Raw genomic sequence first — 18,917 nt, forward strand, 5'->3', positions numbered from 1 at the left:
AACGATCGTCCGCTTGGCGGTGAACGATCGTCCGGCGGCAAGCGAACGATCGTTCGCCACCAAGCGGACAACTAATGGAATGGCTGGAAAATGTTAACGGACGAGGATGAATCGGATAAATTATGCAGAAGGGAGCCGCAAACTGTTGTATATTTGTATCCTCTTACATTAATATAATATCGAACGATGAAAAAGATAATTATAGCGATAGACGGTGTCTCTTCTACCGGGAAGAGCACGATGGCGAAAGACCTGGCGAAGGAGCTGGGTTATACCTATATCGATACCGGAGCGATGTATCGCGCCGTGACGTTGTACAGCCTGCAACATGGATTCTTTACGGACGGCGGGATCGACGAACCGAAGTTACAGGCCGCGATGAACGACATCGATATTTCCTTCCGTCTGAACCCGGAAACCGGACGGCCCGACACGTATCTGAACGGCGTAAAGGTGGAAAAGGAAATCCGGGGAATGGAAGTAGCCAACCGGGTAAGCCCGATCGCCGCGTTGGGTTTTGTGCGCCGTGCGATGGTTGCCAAGCAACAGGAGATGGGCCGTGCGAAAGGAATCGTGATGGACGGACGGGATATCGGAACGGTTGTCTTCCCGGATGCGGAACTGAAGATATACGTGACAGCCAGCCCCGAAGTGCGTGCCCAGCGCCGTTTGGACGAACTGAAGGCCAAAGGCGAGGCGGCTTCTTTCGAGGAGGTGCTTGAAAACGTGAAGACACGTGACCATATCGATATGACGCGCGCGGAAAGTCCGCTCCGTAAAGCCGACGACGCGCTGGAGTTAGATAACTCGCAGATGACGATTGCCGAGCAGAAAGCCTGGCTGTTGGAACAGTATAAGAAGGTCGTAACGGCGGATTGATTATGATAGAAGTCGAGATAGATAACGGTTCCGGCTTTTGCTTCGGTGTGGTGACGGCTATCGAAAGTGCCGAACGCGAACTGAAGAATACGAATACATTGTATTGCCTCGGGGACATCGTGCACAACAGCCTCGAAGTGGAGCGGCTCGAGGCTTCGGGCTTGCGGACGATCGGACACGACGAGTTCAGCCGCCTGAAAGGGGAGAAAGTGCTGCTCCGTGCACACGGCGAACCGCCTTCGACGTATGAGATCGCCCGGCGGAACAACATCACGATTGTGGATGCGACCTGTCCCGTTGTGCTCCGCCTGCAACGCAAGATCCATAAATGCTACGAAGCGACGCGCGACAGCCATACGCAGGTTGTGATCTACGGGAAGAAAGGGCATGCCGAGGTGAACGGCCTGGTCGGACAGACGGAAGGCACGGCTATCGTCATCGAGAAGGTGCAGGACCTGGACCGGCTGGATTTTAACCGGAATATCTGCCTCTTCTCCCAGACGACCAAGTCGCTCGACGGTTTCCGCGAGGTGGTGACGGCCATCCAACAACGTATGGCGGACGGTGTGCAGTTCGAATATTTCGATACGATCTGCCGACAGGTGGCCAACCGGTTGCCGAACATCAAGGTCTTTGCGTCCCGGCATGACTGGGTTTATTTCGTTGCCGGAAAGAAAAGCTCCAACGGGAAGATGTTGTTGGAGGAATGCCGGAAGGCTAATCCGAATACGGTCTTTATCTCAGAGGCAAAAGAGATTGCCGAGCCGTTGCCGGAAGGCGTGCGAAGTGTCGGCGTGTGCGGGGCCACATCTACACCGAAGTGGTTGATGGAGGAAGTGGCGGTCCGCATCCGGGAACTGAATTCCGGACGTTGACTTTTCGGATTAAGATTGCATGAAGTTTTGGAAAAAAGACAGCATTTTGGCAAATAATTATTACTTTTGCCGCGAACAATTAAAATATAAGACGCTATGTCTGCAGTTAAGTGTATTGGCATTTTAACGTCCGGAGGTGATGCTCCCGGAATGAACGCTGCCATTCGGGCAGTGACACGTTCCGCTATTTATAACGGAATGTCCGTCAAAGGTATCTATCGTGGATACAAGGGTTTGATAACCGACGAAATTGTAGATTTCAAGACTCAGAACGTAAGTAATATTATCCAGCGCGGCGGTACGATCCTGAAGACTGCCCGTTGCGAGGAATTCAAGACTCCGGAAGGCCGTAAGCTGGCTTATGACAGATTGGTGGAGCACGGAATCGATGCCCTGGTTTCGATTGGTGGCGACGGCTCTTTGACCGGTGCCCGTATCTTTGCGCAGGAATTTAACTACCCGATCGTCGGCTTGCCCGGAACGATCGATAATGACTTGTTTGGAACTGACGTGACGATCGGTTACGACACGGCTCTGAATACGATTATGGAGTGTGTGGACAAGATTCGTGACACGGCGACTTCTCACGACCGTCTGTTCTTTATCGAAGTGATGGGACGCGATGCCGGTTTCCTTGCCCTGAACGGAGCGATTGCTTCGGGTGCGGAAGCTGCCATTATTCCGGAAATATCGATGGAGAAAGACCAGTTGGCAGAAATGATTGAAACAGGTTTCCGCAAATCGAAGAACAGTAGTATCGTGCTGGTAGCGGAAAGCGAAGTGACCGGCGGTGCTATGGGCGTGGCCGAACGTGTGAAGAAGGAATATCCGCAGTTCGATGTTCGTGTTTCCATCTTAGGACACTTGCAGCGCGGCGGTTCGCCGACGGCTCAGGATCGTATTTTAGCAACCCGCATGGGCGTTGCCGCTATTGACGCTCTGCTGGATGACCAGCGCAATGTGATGATGGGCATCCAGAACGATGAGATCGTTTACGTTCCCTTCTCCAAAGCAATCAAGAACGACAAACCGATAAACCGCGATTTGCTGGACACATTACGTGTTTCCTCTATCTAAAGGATTTAGGGGACGCAGATTACGCAGACGAGCGCAGATTTACGCAGATAATATTTAATTGATAAATAAGTCTGCGTTATTCTGCGCTCGTCTGCGTAATCTGCGTCCCTTCTTAGTTTATATTGAAAGCATAAACATTCCCTCCGAAGTCGGCGGCGAAGATCATCCTGCCGTCAGTTGTTAGCGTGGAGAATAAAGGTGCTCCCGTTTTATGTTTCCAAATTGTCCGTCCGCTCTCTTTATCCACTCCGTAGATGATTCCGTCGGAAGCTCCGAAGTAGACGGTCTTGCCGATCAGGACAGGGCTTGTCTCGATTGTCGCTGCCGGATGGCGCGAATAGGGTGCGGTGTAAATTAGGGCAGGCGATGTCCGGGCTGTCCATTTGACCTCGAAAGTCTGGCGGTCGAGTGCAACCATGCCATCGGTCTGTGTGCCGACAATAATCAGGTTGTCAGTGACTAACGGAGTCGAGTTTACCTGTACGTTGAACGGCAGCTCTTTGCGGACGACGACTCTGCCCGAACGGCTGTCGATGATAAAGAGAGACTTGCGGGCGGCGACGTAGAGCAAGCCGTCGACCAGCGCAGGCGTGGCGCCCCGGTCAGTGATTCCGTCCTTATCGAGTTTCCAGAGCAGTTCACCCGTTTTCGCATCGTTGCCGTAGAAGCCCCGCCAGTTGGCACCCGAAACGATTACTCCGTCAGCTAACAATGGCCTTGAAGTGGTCGCCTCGCCTTGTGCCCAGCCTTTGTTCAGCCAGAGCGGTTCGCCCGTCTTTCCGTTGTATGCCCCGAATCCTTTTCCGCTGCCTGCGTAGACGATACCGTTGGCGGCTGTCAGTCCGTCGACAAGCACGGGGAGTCCGGCTACATTCATTTTCCTGTCCCATTTCAACTTGCCGGTTTGTGCGTCGATTGCATATAAATAGCCTTCCGCATCTTGCGCGAAGACCGTTCCGCCGTCTACGGCAATCGCGTTCTTGATGGAGTTGCGCACCGGGCATTTCCATAGCAGTTCGCCGGAGTTTGCATCCAGGGCGGAGACTGCGCTTTCCCCTTTTAAGTCTTCGTCGAGGGAAGCGACATATACTTTTCCGCCGGCAATGACCGGAGAGGCAAAGTATAATTTTGCATTGACATTGCGTATCCAGGCAAGCTGCGGCGTATTAGCTGTCTCCGCCGGTCCGTACAGGAAGGAAGAGCGGCGGACGGCTGTTTCTCCGTTATTGAACACAGCCTTGGCGGTGATGAAAACACGCTTGCCTTTGCAGTCTGCCGGCAGTTTGGCCGTGCCCGACCAGTTCCAGTCCGTGTTTTGGGAAAGCTGCGTTTCCGGGACGACTGTTTTCCCGTCTGCCATGCAATTGCAGGTGACATGCGTGGCAGGCGCAACCGCGTTGTAGGCATTGACCGAGACCGGGAGTTTTCCGTCCGCAGTGATTGCACACGCATCATTGGAGATAGACGCTATTTCGATAGACTTATCTATATATGTATAGCGAAGCGCTGTCCGGACATCTCCTTTCCGGTCCACGTCTATCACGCGGAAAGCGGAGGTCGAGTGGTCGATGCCGCCTTTGTCGAGTGTCGCCGTCGAAATAGTCAGGACATCTCCTTGCTTGCGGACAAAGTGATTGTGCCAGTGTCCGTAGAGCCAGGCTTTCAGATTGTGTTCGTTCAGGTTGATCTGTTCGCTGTCGCTGATGCCGAATACGAATTCATCCCCGGAGGTCAGCAGGTCGTGATTGAAGACGATGGCCGGTTTGCCTGCCGGGATTTCTGCCAGGTCATTCTTCAGCCAGCGATAGACGTCTTCTTTCGTGTAGCCCGGCTGATGGTCGCCTCCCGCCATGGGCGTGACGATATAGTGGACGTTGCCGAAGTCGAAGGAATAGTAGACCGGCCCGTAGACACTTTCAAAGACCTCTTCCCCATACTTCCCTTTTACCAGGTCGTGGTTGCCGAGGCAGTAAAACATCGGGCAGTCCATGTTTGACGTATTCATCAGGTGGATATGCTTCTTCAATCCGTTCTCGTAGCAGATATCGCCGGTATGGATGATAAAGGCGATTTCCTGGTTGGCGGCGTAATCGCGGACGTTGTTCGCCCAGCTTTCCTGATCGTCGGTGTTGAATATCTCGGTGTCGGAGATGTGGATGAACTTGTGGCTTCCGTCCTGCCGGATGCGTCCTTTCCAGGGTTGCAGCCCGAAGTCGTAGGCTTGTTCTTCCCCGCTGATCCGCCGGTAATACCGGTTATCCGTCTTATAGCCTGAAGGCGTCGTGATGAAGATGAAGCGTTCCCGTTCGTGTCCGGGAAGCGTATAAAGACCTTCGGCATTTGTTCTCACAACGTTTAGCCCGTCGGAAACCCGGACGTCTTTCAATACTTTCTCTCCTTTGTCGTAGACTCCGTTCCGGTTGGCATCTACATACACGCGGCCCTGATAGGCGGCGCTTACCGGCACGAACGCGGCACAACTTAGTAATAGCAGTATAAGTCTTTTCTTTTTCATGATAATTTAGATAAAATGAAGGGTCGTGTCTGATCTAATAAACCGGACGCAGATGACGCAGAATACGCAGACGGACGCAGACTTTATAAATAATAAATAATTTCTGCGTTACTCTGCGCTCGTCTGCGTCATCTGCGTCCGGTAAATACTGACTTTTGACAATCCCGTTTTTTTATTTCTTTCCGGACAAGTTATCCAGGAACAAATCCATCATCCGCTTAGCAGCGACGAACGAACTGATTTCGTTGTTCAATACCTGCTGTTCGGTCATGCCTAACATGCCTTCGACAGCCGGGTTGTGATAGAACTTTTCGCGAAGCGTGTCGTTGATGCTTTCATACATCCAATACTTGGCCTGCTCGTTACGCTTGTAGTTGAAGTAGCCGTTCTTTTGGGTGAACTCCATGTATTCGCCGACCATATCCCAGATTTCTTTGATTCCTAAGTTGTAGTAGCCGGAGTAAGTCAATACTTTCGGGAACCAGCCGGATTCCGGAGCCGGAAACAGATGCAGGGCGTTGCGGAACTGGGCGGCGGCAAGGTTCGCCTTTTCGATATTGTCGCCGTCCGCCTTGTTGATGATGATGCCGTCTGCCATTTCCATGATACCGCGCTTGATGCCTTGCAGTTCGTCACCGGTACCGGCAAGCTGGATCAGCAGGAAAAAGTCGACCATCGAATGGACAGCCGTCTCACTCTGTCCGACACCGACCGTTTCGACGAATACCGTGTCGAATCCGGCAGCTTCGCAAAGGACAATCGTTTCGCGTGTCTTGCGTGCCACGCCTCCCAACGAACCGGCCGATGGCGAAGGGCGTATAAAGGCATTCTTCTCGCGCGACAACGCCTCCATACGGGTCTTGTCGCCGAGGATACTGCCTTTCGAACGCTCGCTGCTCGGGTCGATTGCCAGGACTGCCAGTTTGCGTCCTTCGTTAATCAGGTGCATACCGAATGCATCGATAGACGTACTTTTACCGGCTCCCGGCACTCCGGTGATACCGATGCGGACGGACTTGCCGGCATGCGGCAGGCATTTCTCAATGATTTCCTGTGCAACCTGCTGGTGTTCATATTTGGCGCTTTCCACCAGTGTCACAGCCTGGCTGAGGATCGTTATGTCTCCTTTCAGGATTCCTTCCACAAACTCGGAAGGCGTATATTCTTTGCGTTGAACTCTTCTTTTCAGATAAGGATTGACTGTCGGTACGTCAGCTACTCCCTTGTTTACCTTTAATCCTTTGTATAGATCGTCGTTTTCGGGATGTTCCATAATAAATAATTATTTAGTTTGCCAATATGCCAATGTGCCAATTAAGAAGTCTTTCTCTGCATTGGCATATTGGCATATTGAATAATTGGCATATTATTTCTCCGCTGTCACCTTCACTAACCGTACCGGACCGTTCGGGTCGTTGCATACGAGGTTAATAAGGGCTTCCAGCTTTGTCTTTATCTCTTTAGGGCGTACGGTCACTTTGAAGGTGGCTGTCGTGCCCGGTTTGATTTCTCTTTTACCTCCGGAGATGGCTACGCGTTCGTCGTCGCAGGTCGCGCTGTAGATGATGAGCGGCGATTTGCCCGAGTTGGTCACGTCGATCGTGCCGCTGACCCTTCCGCCGACCAATGGGATGAAGCTGCTTTTATCGGGCAGCTTGCCGAAATCGAGCAACGTGCCGGACAGTTGGGCTATCGGAGCTTTCGCCTTGTCGGATGCGGTCAGTTTGCTGAAGTCGTCTATGATATTGGCAGCCACGTGTATCTCGCCTTCCGTCCCTTTCTTCTGTCCGATGCTCTCGATCGTTACGGGGATTTCGTCTGCTACGCGCCCCTTCCGTTTAGCCTCTTTCGCGTTCATCAGGATGGATATTTCGCCTGTTTCGCCGGGAGCTAACTTTGTCGGGTTGGCTACGACGTTCAGGTAATGGGCCGTTTTCCCTAAATGGATGGTCAGGGATGTCTTTCCTTCATTGATTACGCTGATTTTTTCCCCTAAAGTCTCTTCGGGACGAATCGTGCTGTAGAGGATATTCTTTGTTTGCAGTTTCAGGTCGCCGATGCTGTACGGATAAATCAGTATCGGGAGTGCCTCTTTGGGCGTCACGTTACCTTTGATGCCTAACGAGAAACTGCCTTTCTTTCCGTTGCTGTAGATCGCGATTGTCTTGTAGAAAGGACCGGGACGTCCTTTGGGGTTGTAGGTCACTTTCACCTCTCCGGTCTTTCCCGGGGCGATGGGCTCTTTGGACCATTCCGGTTGCGTGCAACCGCATGAGGCTGTAATCCGTGTGATGACGAGCGGGCCGTCACCTGTGTTTTTGACTGTAAAGACATGGCTGACCAATCCGTCGGACTCTCCAATCGTTCCGAAGTTGTAGATGAGTTCGTCAGCGCTGATTTGGGCGTTATTTTGTGCCAGCATACTGCTTGTTGCAAACAGTATGCCGGCAAGGATAGAGATTAGTTTGTTTCTGTTCAACATTCTAAGTGATTCGCTTTTCCTGTGTTATTATTCTACCTCTCCCCGGATTGTCAGGATAAAACTACCGGTTTTACCATTGCTGTAAACGGATATAGTCTTCACGAAAGGACCCGGGCGGTCTTTCGGGTTATACGTGATTTTGATGTCACCTGTCTTTCCCGGGGCGATCGGCTCTTTGGTCCATTCCGGTGTCGTGCAACCGCAGGAAGCAATGACGCGTGTCAGGACGAGCGGGGCTTCGCCTGTATTCTTGATCTTAAAAGTATGCGATACATTTCCGTTCGCCTCTTTGATTGTACCGAAATCGAAAGAGGTCTCATCTGCTGAAATTACAGCTTTGCCTTGCGCTGACGCCATTCCTGTAGCCAGCAGGATTGTCATGAAAATAAAAATAATCTGTTTCATCTTCTCTTTATTTAGCTATTGTTTAAGATGCAAATTTAGACAAAAAATCTGCGATTAAGAAATAAAAGATGAGAGTATTTACGCAGCCAATGAAGAAATGCTTACCATATATTGGGATATTGGTAAATTGTTATCAGAAAGTCAAAAACAAATCGGTTGGGGCAACAATGCGCTCGAATGCGCAACGGGCCGTTGCGCATTTGCAATTACAAGAAAGAGGGCCTGCGATGTGGGAGGCTTATTGTATAAAACGCATTTTTTCGGTTCGAAAGACATTCGAAACAAAACAAATGTTAATCAGCTTTGCAGTTGTCAAAAAGGGGCTTTTTCCTATGATCAGGCACTTTATCGTCATGAAGAGGGACTTTATTGCTCTGATCCGGAACTTTGTTGCTCTGAAGTCTGACTTCATATAGTGCGAAGTCAACCTTCAGAGCGATGAAGCGTTACTTCACGGCAATTTTCTGCGCACTTCACGGTGACAAGCCCTCATAAATTCCTTGGGATATTTGGAACGCCGTCCGCCTTCGTCCGCAAATATTCGATTCTCCAGGAGTTAAGGTTTATCACTTTGCTGGTGTTTTCACCTCCCGGTAATCAAATTGCACGCTTTCTGGAACGGGCTGCGCACCTCGTTTTTCCTATTGTCAGAAAGGGGAGCTTAAACCGTGAAAAGAGTCAATCCAAAATCGATCAAGATTTTGGACGAAATAGAAAAACGGCTGAAATGGGGGTTATTGTCAATTTTCCAATTTGCAGAAAAAGGATTTCATTCCCGATATTAATTCTTTTGAAGAGATAATCCGCGGATGCCGAAAAGTGCCTCTTACTTATCAAATCAAAATATACTTTAGAAGTAAAAGCGAACAGCACTAAAATCGCAAGCAAATTCATCCATTATGATTGACAAAATTACTATATTTGCAAAAAGCATCCATTATGATTGACAAAATTCGTTTTACCCGAGATTATATAGATCGCCCGATTTACACTGAGCGTATCAAGCCTTTTATAGGAAAAGACATTATAAAAATCCTGGTAGGCCAGCGCAGAATCGGGAAAAGCTATATCATGTATCAGCTAATGGATTACATCGAAAAAACGATTCCAAATGCTCATCTCATATATATTAACAGGGAGCTAAAGCCTCACGAATTTATCCGGACAGATGACGACTTATACCAATATGTACATACCAATTTACAACAAAACTGTAAAAACTTCCTATTCATTGATGAAGTACAAGAAATACAACGCTTTGAATATGCTTTAAGATGTTTATTGGCAGAGGGAGTTTGCGATATTACCTGTACGGGAAGCAATGCGTCTATGTTATCAGGGGAGCTTGCCACACATTTAAGCGGCCGATACATTGAATTCCCGATCCATAGCTTAGGCTATGCAGAATTCCTTCGTTTTTTCACATTGGAAGATAGCAACCAGAGTCTCTATAAATATCTGACAATAGGTGGAATGCCCTACTTAAAAGTAATCGGAACGGAAGAGGTTCATGCTTTTGAATATTTACGCAATGTATATTCCACGATTCTACTGAAAGATGTTGTAGCGCGGGAGAATATCCGAAATGTATCATTCTTAAATGACTTAGTGGAATATTTAGCAGACAATCTCGGGAATATGTTTTCTGCATCCAATATTGCAAAATATCTGAAATCCCAACGTCCTACCGTTTCAACCCAAACTGTGATTAATTATATAACACCCTTACTCAATGCTTTTTTTATCCATAAGGTAAATCGAATGGATATAAACGGACTAAAAATCTTTGAAATAGGAGAAAAATATTATTTCGAAGATTTAGGTCTACGAAATGTAATCCGAGGATATAATTTAGGCAAAGAGATACAAAAACTATTAGAAAATGCCGTGTATCTTCATTTACTTCGATGTAGCTATGATGTTAAAGTAGGCCAACAAGGAAACTACGAAATTGATTTCATAGGGTCAAAAAACGGGAATCGTATCTATATTCAAGTGGCTTATCAACTTATGGATGAGAGAACAAGAGAACGTGAATTTGGTAATTTGATGAATATCACGGACCATTATCCTAAATATGTTGTTAGCATGGATGAGTTTAACGCCGGGACGAATGAAAAAGGCATCCAACAGATTCACATACGTGAGTTTTTAATGACAGCACTTTAAGAATCTTCTTTCGATATTCAAGACTGTCATAATGGTTTGTGCGAAAGAAAGGATGAACGGTTGTCACTGAATTATCTTAGACGATTATACTCATTGTTTAAAGATCAAAAGAAAATGATGCTGATAATGACAAATTCATAGCTATTCATTTGGATGGGAGCCTGCAAATTCATAGCTTTACGATTCAAACGAATGGTGTTTATCAACCTATAAAACAATTCCAGATGAAAAAGCTCCATATTTTTTTAATTGTGTTGCCTCTACTGCTCAGTCCTGCTTGTCACAAGGTTGATTATACGACTGTTGGCTCATTTAAGTTTGAAAAAGATGTCATTAATTTAGACTCTCGGCAACAGGAAGTAGAAGTAAAAGCGAACCGTGACCATTGGCAAATGGCAGTAGGAGACGAAAATGGCAATCGAGTAGAAGGAGATACCATAAACATGAAATGGTACACACTAATAAAAAAAGACAAAGGAGTATCGCTTTTAATTAAAGTCAGTTCAAATAATGGAGAAGAACGCTCTTTTGTCATTGGTTTCAAAAGTTCAGATATTTATACTCGTATGACTGTTAATCAAAGAGGGATAGAATAATCAAGTAAAACATTTCAAAAAAATATCGCCATGAGAAGAACAATTTATCTATTTGTATTTACGTACCTGCTGTTGCTTCCTTTAGTATCCAACGCACAGCTTAAATCGGGTATTGTAGTTGGTGGAGGTGATAGCTGGATGCACAAGTCAAAAGTTGAATCCCCTCGATTGACAGGGGAAAGGGATTTGAAATGGGATCACCGTTTCAGTTTTAATGCTGGATATCAGTTCCAATATGAATTTAAAAATCATTTATTAATTGATGCTGCTTTGCTATATCAAGCGAGAAGAGTAAACATCGCTTATCAAGAAGAGGGAGGAGGTGAAAGTTTAGACTACGGTGAACAATGGCCGGGTGGAGCTATTTATGATGATACCAAATTATTTAACGGATTATCCCTGAATGCAACTGTAGGCTATAAGTTGTGGAAAGGACTAAAAGCAGGAATCGGGGTAGAACCGACGATCTATTTTAATACGAAAGCCAAAGTTAACCTGGCAGATAATAAATTCGATATCCCTCTTGTTGTAAAAATAGGCTATGATTTCAACTGGTTTCAAGTCGATCTCTCTTATAAAAACGGATTCAAGCGAATTTACTGGAATTATGTAGTCGGCAATACAGATACAAGAGACTTGCAGGTGTCGATCTTTGTTCCGATTTTTAAATGATCATTGAAACAAATCTGTATATTTTATACCAATAATCAATGCTAAAAAATAGTAACCGGCAAAGAGTTCAAGTTAATCCCTTTGCCGGTTACTTTCGGTTTAGAAGTCCACTTTTAAAAGTCCTCCTTCCGTATGCGACACGAACTCGGGAGCATACAGGCATTGGATCGTGCTGATGCCGCCTGCGTATTCACCTGGGCGTGACACATATACGGCATATTCCAGGACGTATGTGCCTTGGGGCAGGCGGTCGAAGAAGAAGTTTTCCGATACATCCGTCGGCGACTGGTAATACCAGGCTCCGTCCCGATAGGTCGAACCGGAAAGCTGGGTAGCCGGTTCGAAACATCCGGCGCGGAGGTCTTTCAGGAAGACGTAGTCCATCGTGCGGTCGGTGCGGACAGTCAGGCGTACGATAACTTTGTCGCCGACACGGAGCGGTTGCTGGGGCGTGACGGGACGCAGTTGCCGTTCGGAACCGTTGTTCGTCTCGACAAAGAGCATCTTCTCGACGTTCAGTGCTCCTTTCTGTTTCTTTATGTCGTTGATGTTCCGGAGGTATTGTTCGTAGACAGCTCCCCAGGCAGGCGCGGTGCCTTCCTTGCGGATGGTGATGGTGTTTCCGCCGGATGCAACGGTTTTTTCTTCCGAACGGGTGACTTTCAGGTAGCCGGTGGCCAACTCGCCGTTTGTGGTGCTATAGGTTTCCTTACCCCATTCGGCGGTGCAGGTGTTGCTGTCGCTCAGCCAGTCGCTTCCGGTCAGCAGCAAGGCGTAGATGGCGTTGACTGTGGCCGGGACGGAGGGCCAGTTTTGCGTCTGTTTCTGGCTGAGGAGCCATTGCTTCATCCGGTCGGTCTCCTGCCGGTTGGCCGACGTTTCGTTGAAGAGGGCCATCAAAAGGCAATGCGTGTCGATCGGTGAGGTGAAGAAACTTGCGCCGCTCCGGTTGTTCGCCCAATACATGCCCCGGTCGGCGGATGTGGTCGCCGTCTTGCGCAACCAGGCGAGGATGTTGTTTGCAACCTCTTTCTTGCCGTTGCGCAGCATCAGCCAGGCGATTTCACCTTTTCCGTAGATGGATTGTTTGCTCCACTGCTTTTCCGCTAAGTTCGTGTAGTAGCGGATCGCTTCGCGGGCCGAACCCAGTTCCGGGATGTCGCGGTAGGCGCTGCGGACAAACAGGTATTCGATTTCCAAGGGAGAAATTTCGTTTTTCTGCCAGTTCTTGATCTTTTGGAGCGCTTCGTAGTCGGACTGGATTTGCTGGTCGATGAACTTCAGCGCTCTCATCTGCATCTCCTTTTCCTGCTGGTTATACCCGATGGCGTTCAACTGCACTAACTGAGTCATTCCTTTCAGGATATAGAGTGTCATTTCCTGGTTTGGATACATGCCTTTGAACCAGCTCCACCCGCCGTCCGGCCTTTGCAGGTCGAGAAGGCGTCGGAGGGCGATTTCCCGTTGCCCGGCTGCCCGGTTCAGGTCGAAAAGGAGGGAGAGGCGTTGTTTCTGCTCCGTCTCGTTGCTTGCTTCTAATACCCAGGGCGTTTCCTGCAGGAGGATGTCTTTCAGTTCCGCGTTCTTTTCGAGGTTGGAATAGAGCGTGGAGGCGTTTCCGCCTTGTGCTTTCCACTGGCTGATAACCTGCTGGATGCGCGGATGGGCCGTTGCGATGTAGCTTGCCAGCGTGTTGCTGTAGTAAGAGGCGAACCAGGAGATGACGTTGTCGTCTTCCGGCTGCGTGAGGGTCGGCAGGGCCTGGACGGCGTACCAGATGGGGTTGGCCGTCAGTTCGAGTGTCGTGCGGAACGGCCGTGCGTCTCTACGGTCTTTCAGGCGGATCACTTCTTCGTTCTTGTCGAAGAGGTAGAACGGGGTGCTTTCCGTCACTAAGATCTCGTTGGAGAGAACCGGGATAAGGTGCTGTTCACCGTCGCTTCCCTTGTCCGAATCAGCTATGATGCGGCAGCCGATAACGCCATTCGCCGCTGCGGGGACGCGGAAAGACCAGCTGACGGTTGTCGTGCTGTCGGTCGCCAGGGTAAATGGTTTCTGCGATTTGGTCAGGCAGACGACCGGCTGGTCGCCCTCAGGGTCGAACAGTTCCAGGCTGGCGCGTCCGCTGAGGGTTTCGCCGGACTGGTTGCTGACCTGTGCCGTGATTGTCACATCGTCGCCCTGGCGCAGGAAACGCGGCAGGTTCGGGGTCACCATCAGCGGCTTGTTAGTGATGATCTCGCGCGACAGGTAGCCGTATTTCAGGTCTTCCGTCTGTGCTAACAGTTGCAGTTTCCAGGTCGTATTGCTTTCGGGCATCGTGAAACTGAACGCAACGTCGCCCTCCTTGCCGGTCACGAGCGCCGGATAGAAGAAGGCGGTTTCGGCGAAGTTTTCGCGTAGCTTGACCGGTTCGGGCAATCTCTTGCCGTACAAAGCCTGCCCCATATCTTCCTTAGACGCAAAAATCTGCTCTGATTGTACGGCGGATTCTTCGAGAGGTGCACTGTCTTCGGTGATGCTGAGGACTTCGGCCACAGCCGGGGCGGCCGCCGATTTCATCATGACTCCGGATGCGTAGACACGGTTACTTCCGTAGCGGGAGCCTAAAGACAATACATCCTGCCAGTTGAGGCGGTCGTACTGGTATTCGGGTATGCGCAGGTTCTTGTTTGTTCCCGTCTCGTACTTGTTGTTGCTTGTAAAGGCTGTCCCTTCCGAGAATTGCGGGGCATAGAGATTAATATATCTTTTGGGGACGAATGACCAGCCGAAAGGTATGATCTTATCCAATGATGCGTCGTACATACTGGCCAGCACTTCGGCTGTGACGGCGACGGAATCCGCATCCGTAATACGGAATTTCCAGTTTTCTTTGCTGCCAGGCAGCAGGTGGTCGCGGAATGTCTCGGCCAGGATGTTCAGTCTCCGGTTTGGCTGGCGGCGGTAGACGGGAACCTGCTTGACGTACATCTTTCCTTCCTTGACGAAGGTGAAGGTGACGGTAAACCCGTCTCCGTCCGTTTCCTTAAACGGGAGGCGGAACGTCCGGTTCTCATCGCTCATCCGGATGTATTTCCGTTCCGTGCATTTCCGGTCGCTGCTGTAGACTTCGTATAAGACGTGTGTATCCTTGTCGGATGTGCCGAACATAAACTCGGCGTCTTCTCCCGGCTCACAGGTCGTGCGTTCCTCGATCAGCCAGGTGTGCATGAATACCGGCGGGCGTTTGTCCCGGCGGCTGTAGAGGATAAAGTCCTGGCTGGCAGAAACTTCTTTTCCGTTGGAGTCGGTCGCTTTCACTTCCAGGCGGTAACGTCCGGCCGGGAGGTTGCGGAACAGGGCGGGCGAGAGTTCGTCTCCCGTTATAAAGGTGCCGACGGTCATCAGTTTGTCTATCTTATACTGATCCAGGCCGAACTGGTCCGGTTCTGTCTTCTCGTCTGACAGGGAGTAAATCGTGTAACTGCCTTCGGCGGATGCTTTCTGCCTGTTTACCGTATAGGCCGTTATCACCGCTTTGGCGGAGTCGTTTTCCATTTCCTCTCCGGGCATTTGGATATCCAACAGGATGCCGGTGTCGCCTACGGAGAAGGTGTATTGCGCTTCCTGTGTTTCTCCTTTGCTGTCGGTCAGGGTTGCCGTTACTTCATAACTCTGGTAGGCGGGGCGCATGCCGGTCGTTTCCGGCCGTTCGGGAACGAAGGAGAGGGTGAAGTTGCCTTTGCTGTCGACCTTTGCCGTTCCGTTGGCGACCTGCTCGGTTGTATAATCGAATGGATTCGGCATATAGAAACGTGCCCAGAACGGGCGGCGGGTGATGGTCCAGTTGACTTCGCCTGCCTGAAGGGCGATGCCGGAGAATGTCTGTGCTTCACCCGTAATTTTGACCGGTTTGCCGAATGTGACTTCTTCCTTGATCGGCAGGAAGTCCACCTTGAAGGTCGGACGTTTGTATTCTTCCACCCGTATATTCGTGCGGGCTCTTTCCGACACGAGGGTAAAGTTGCCGCTTAATGTCTGTGCCGGTATGGTAAACTCGCCGTTGAAGGAGCCGAATTTGTCGGTCGTGAGTTCTTTGCTTGCCACTTCTTTGTAGTTGGCATCGCGCAAGGTGACGGTATAGGTTCGTCCCGCCACTACATGCGGATCGTCCGTGTCTTTTACGTAAGCGATCCCTTTGAAGAAGACGTTCTGTCCCGGACGGTAAATGCCGCGGTCTGTGAAAAGAGACAGTTCCACCTGTTCCTTTTCCGGACGGAAAGAGCCGTAAGGATAGATGCTCGTGATGATGGAAGCGGTGTCTTCGCGGAAGACCGGACGGATTTGTTCGATCTTCTTTTTGGCGGGAAGGACAGCGATGCCTAAATGGTCTGTCTTCACTTCTCCCTGGCGTTGAAGCGTTCCCTTCATCATATCGGTCTTGTAGTAGATCACGGTTGCGCCTTCGATGGGTTTGCCGCTTTCCAGGTCGGTGACGAGCACTTCCGAGTTGTTCGTCTGGCTGCGGGTAAGGGCGGCCAGGCGGCTCACGCTGAAACGGTTGGAGACGGTCAGTTGCTTGCCCGGAACCGTGATGACGTATTCGTATAATCCTAATTTATCCATCGGAATGGAGAGTGTGGAATCGCCTTCGGTGTAGGTGTCGGGCATATTCATCTTGAACGTCTGCTCTTTCACTAACTCGCCCAACATGTTCTTGTTGTTTTTATTATAGTTCCGCCAGGCATCCTGCGGCTGACGGAGGCTTTTGTAGATGCGGACGGTCAGTTGCGGGGTGTTGGTGTATCTGATCCGGAGCGTCAGGCTCTTTCCCGGATAGACGTTGTTCTGCGATTCGACGTTCAGGACGGGCATTTCCATTTGCCCTAATTGGTTCTTGAACGCGTTGACGCGGTCGTTTTTAGCGTACCGGGCGATGCTTTCCTTGCAAAGTGCGTAGATGGCGGCCTGGATGGAATCCTGGTGCGCTTTGTTGCCCTGATAGCGTTCGCGTTGGAGGCGATGCATCTGTGCGATCTCTATTTCGATGGCAAACGGTTCTTTTCCGTACACCTGGAACAGGCTGTCTAATGCGTTTTTATAGTCTGCGGAGGTTGTCAGCCGGTTGTCGTATTTATATTGCCAGTAGTCCAATTCGTCCAGCAGCAGGGCTTTCTTTTCCGGCTGGGTGCGGCGGAAGGCGATCAGGTCGTTATACCATTCTGCCGCCGGCTGTATCCCGATGGCGCGGAAAGCCAGAAAATCGTACAGTGTCGGACGGAGTTCGGGGCTGTCTTTCCCTTTCTTCAGGATCAGGTTGTATTGGCCGACCGGCGTCTGTTGCAGCAAACGGGCGGGTTCGAGGGAGAGTGTCAGTTCCTGTTTAATCTTTTCCGTGAAGAGGTTGGAGGTCCATTCGCGGATATCGTCGGGCACGTAACCGGTGAGTTCCGTCCGCTGGTTGATGTTCCAGCGGTTCTGTCTGTAATAGTTGTTATACATCTCCGCAATCATGGAGTGGAGTATGGCGACAGAGGCCGAATCGGGACATACGGCGGTATATGTTTCCACCTCTTTTATCAGTTCGGGGAAAGTCTCGCTGTCTTTCTCCAGTTGATTCTTCATCTTCGTAATAAGCGACTGGATTAACTGCGGCGTGTTTTTCGTTTGGATGGCTTCTGCTATCGCCTTCTCATCGAGAGAGGCCCGGTTTGCCTGCACGTAGAATACCGTAGACAATATTCCACAAGCGATCAGGGCTAAAACAATGAATGCTCTTATCTTCATATCTATATGAGTTTACTTGTTAAACAAACAACCTTTAGTGTATAGATACAAAGAAAGAGCAAAAAGTTGTAAAACTACTGTTAAATAGGAGTAATTCTATTTTTTACGCACGTAAGTCAGGAATGTGTAAGGGTACGGATTTTTCTCGTCTGCCTCGAATTCCTGGCGTTCCACCTCTTCCCACAGATCCCAGTTGACAACCGGGAAGAACGCGTCCGCATCGGGGAAGTCGCCGTGTACGCGGGTCAGATACATCTTGTCGGCAATGCCTAATCCTTGTCTGTAAACTAAGGAACCGCCGATGATGAAGATGTCTTCTTCTTTTTCGCAAATATCCAAAGCGTCGTGCATCGACTCGCAAGCGAAGCAATTGACGAAACCGGCTTCCGGCATGGTCGTCAGTACTACGTTTTTGCGGTTGGGCAGTCCGCCTTTAGGTAAAGACTCGAAAGTTTTACGTCCCATTATTACGGCGTGGCCTGTTGTCAGGTCTTTAAAACGCTTCATGTCTGCCGGCATGTGCCAGAGCAGTCCCAGATTCTTCCCGATAGCATTGTTGTCGGAAATAGCTGCTACAATTGAAATAGTACTCATAAACTTATCGAATTTAATAAATCTTGCTGTCTTTATTTTTATTTAGACGGCCACTTCACCCTTGATATGCGGGTGCGGGTCGTATCCTGTCAGAGTAAAGTCTTCGTATTGGAAGCTGAATATGTCCTTTACTTCCGGATTGATCTCCATACGGGGGAGCGGACGCGGGTCGCGTGTCAGCTGCAACTTCACCTGCTCGATGTGGTTCGTATAGATATGCGCATCACCGAGCGTATGCACGAAATCTCCGGCTTTCAGGCCTGTCACCTGAGCCATCATCTGTAATAACAGTGCGTACGACGCGATGTTGAACGGAACGCCTAAGAAGATGTCGGCACTGCGCTGGTACATCTGCAAGCTCAAACGCCCGTCTGCCACATAAAACTGGAAGAATGCATGGCAGGGAGGCAGGTTCATATTGTCTAAATCCCCGACATTCCAGGCGCTGACGATGATACGGCGCGAATCGGGATTGTGCTTGATTGTTTCCACCGCCTCGCTGATCTGGTCGATGCTGCCGCCTTTATAGTCCGGCCATGAACGCCATTGGAAACCGTAGATATGCCCTAAGTTGCCGTCTGCATCCGCCCATTCGTTCCAGATACGTACACCATGGTCTTGCAGGTATTTTGCGTTGGTATCGCCCTGGAGGAACCATAGCAGTTCATATATAATGGATTTCAAATGCAGTTTCTTGGTCGTTAGCAGAGGAAAACCGTCTTCCAGATTGAAGCGCATCTGATGTCCGAACACACTGTATGTACCGGTTCCGGTCCTGTCTTCTTTCTTAACTCCTTCACGGAGGACACGATCGAGTAAATCTAAATATTGTTTCATTTTTCTCTATTAATGCACACAAATGTACGAAAGTGATTTGTATTAAA

Annotated in this window: 13 protein-coding genes and 1 pseudogene; 7 read left to right on the forward strand and 7 right to left on the reverse strand. The window is 49.6% G+C overall.

Annotated elements, in window-relative coordinates; genetic code table 11:
• Positions 1–186 precede the first annotated feature (186 nt).
• The 3 genes from cmk to pfkA all read left to right on the forward strand — a co-directional run bounded on the left by cmk (position 187) and on the right by pfkA (position 2,831).
• Positions 187–879: a (d)CMP kinase gene (gene cmk, locus DWW90_RS13960; RefSeq protein ID WP_122331537.1), complete on the forward strand. Its 693-nt coding sequence runs from the start codon at positions 187–189 to the stop codon at positions 877–879.
• 2 nt (positions 880–881) lie between these two features.
• Positions 882–1,754: a 4-hydroxy-3-methylbut-2-enyl diphosphate reductase gene (locus DWW90_RS13965; RefSeq protein WP_122345397.1), complete on the forward strand. Its 873-nt coding sequence runs from the start codon at positions 882–884 to the stop codon at positions 1,752–1,754.
• A gap of 96 nt (positions 1,755–1,850) precedes the next feature.
• Positions 1,851–2,831, forward strand: a complete 981-nt coding sequence (gene pfkA / locus DWW90_RS13970) for a 6-phosphofructokinase (RefSeq protein ID WP_122345398.1) — start codon at positions 1,851–1,853, stop codon at positions 2,829–2,831.
• A gap of 112 nt (positions 2,832–2,943) precedes the next feature.
• Here pfkA and DWW90_RS13975 read toward each other — a convergent pair whose 3' ends face one another.
• From DWW90_RS13975 to DWW90_RS13990, 4 genes are all read right to left on the reverse strand, one after another.
• Complete coding sequence (locus DWW90_RS13975; protein WP_122345399.1) at positions 2,944–5,346, reverse strand: PQQ-binding-like beta-propeller repeat protein; 2,403 nt, start codon at positions 5,344–5,346, stop codon at positions 2,944–2,946.
• Between the two features lie 172 nt (positions 5,347–5,518).
• A complete protein-coding gene (meaB, locus tag DWW90_RS13980) occupies positions 5,519–6,619 on the reverse strand; it encodes a methylmalonyl Co-A mutase-associated GTPase MeaB (RefSeq protein WP_122345400.1) in 1,101 nt (366 codons plus the stop codon).
• Positions 6,620–6,712: 93 nt separating this feature from the next.
• Positions 6,713–7,828, reverse strand: coding sequence for a DUF1573 domain-containing protein (locus tag DWW90_RS13985; protein WP_115499373.1), 1,116 nt, complete (start codon positions 7,826–7,828; stop codon positions 6,713–6,715).
• A 27-nt stretch (positions 7,829–7,855) separates the two neighbouring features.
• Positions 7,856–8,233 carry a DUF1573 domain-containing protein gene (locus DWW90_RS13990; RefSeq protein WP_115499372.1) on the reverse strand — a complete coding sequence of 126 codons (378 nt, stop codon included), beginning with the start codon at positions 8,231–8,233 and terminating at the stop codon, positions 7,856–7,858.
• Here DWW90_RS13990 and DWW90_RS20845 point away from each other — a divergent pair.
• The 4 genes and pseudogenes from DWW90_RS20845 to DWW90_RS14015 form a co-directional block, all read left to right on the forward strand.
• Positions 8,225–8,411: pseudogene (locus DWW90_RS20845) on the forward strand (hypothetical protein); the annotation flags it as partial. The gene DWW90_RS13990 and the pseudogene DWW90_RS20845 sit on opposite strands and share 9 nt — an antisense overlap.
• A 761-nt stretch (positions 8,412–9,172) precedes the next feature.
• Entirely contained in the window at positions 9,173–10,402 is a 1,230-nt protein-coding gene (locus tag DWW90_RS14005; RefSeq protein WP_122345402.1) for an ATP-binding protein, read from the forward strand.
• A 224-nt stretch (positions 10,403–10,626) separates the two neighbouring features.
• A complete protein-coding gene (locus DWW90_RS14010) occupies positions 10,627–10,998 on the forward strand; it encodes a BACON domain-containing protein (RefSeq protein WP_122345403.1) in 372 nt (123 codons plus the stop codon).
• A 30-nt stretch (positions 10,999–11,028) separates the two neighbouring features.
• Complete coding sequence (locus tag DWW90_RS14015; protein WP_233547762.1) at positions 11,029–11,670, forward strand: outer membrane beta-barrel protein; 642 nt, start codon at positions 11,029–11,031, stop codon at positions 11,668–11,670.
• 99 nt (positions 11,671–11,769) lie between these two features.
• Here the strand turns inward: DWW90_RS14015 and DWW90_RS14020 are convergent, their stop codons facing one another.
• From DWW90_RS14020 to DWW90_RS14030, 3 genes are all read right to left on the reverse strand, one after another.
• Positions 11,770–17,439, reverse strand: a complete 5,670-nt coding sequence (locus tag DWW90_RS14020) for an alpha-2-macroglobulin (protein WP_122345404.1) — start codon at positions 17,437–17,439, stop codon at positions 11,770–11,772.
• 96 nt (positions 17,440–17,535) lie between these two features.
• Positions 17,536–18,033, reverse strand: coding sequence for a dihydrofolate reductase (locus DWW90_RS14025; protein ID WP_122345405.1), 498 nt, complete (start codon positions 18,031–18,033; stop codon positions 17,536–17,538).
• A gap of 42 nt (positions 18,034–18,075) precedes the next feature.
• Positions 18,076–18,870, reverse strand: a complete 795-nt coding sequence (locus DWW90_RS14030) for a thymidylate synthase (protein WP_122331543.1) — start codon at positions 18,868–18,870, stop codon at positions 18,076–18,078.
• Positions 18,871–18,917 lie beyond the last annotated feature (47 nt).

Source organism: Parabacteroides sp. AF17-28 (assembly GCF_003479205.1).
Lineage (GTDB): Bacteria > Bacteroidota > Bacteroidia > Bacteroidales > Tannerellaceae > Parabacteroides > Parabacteroides acidifaciens.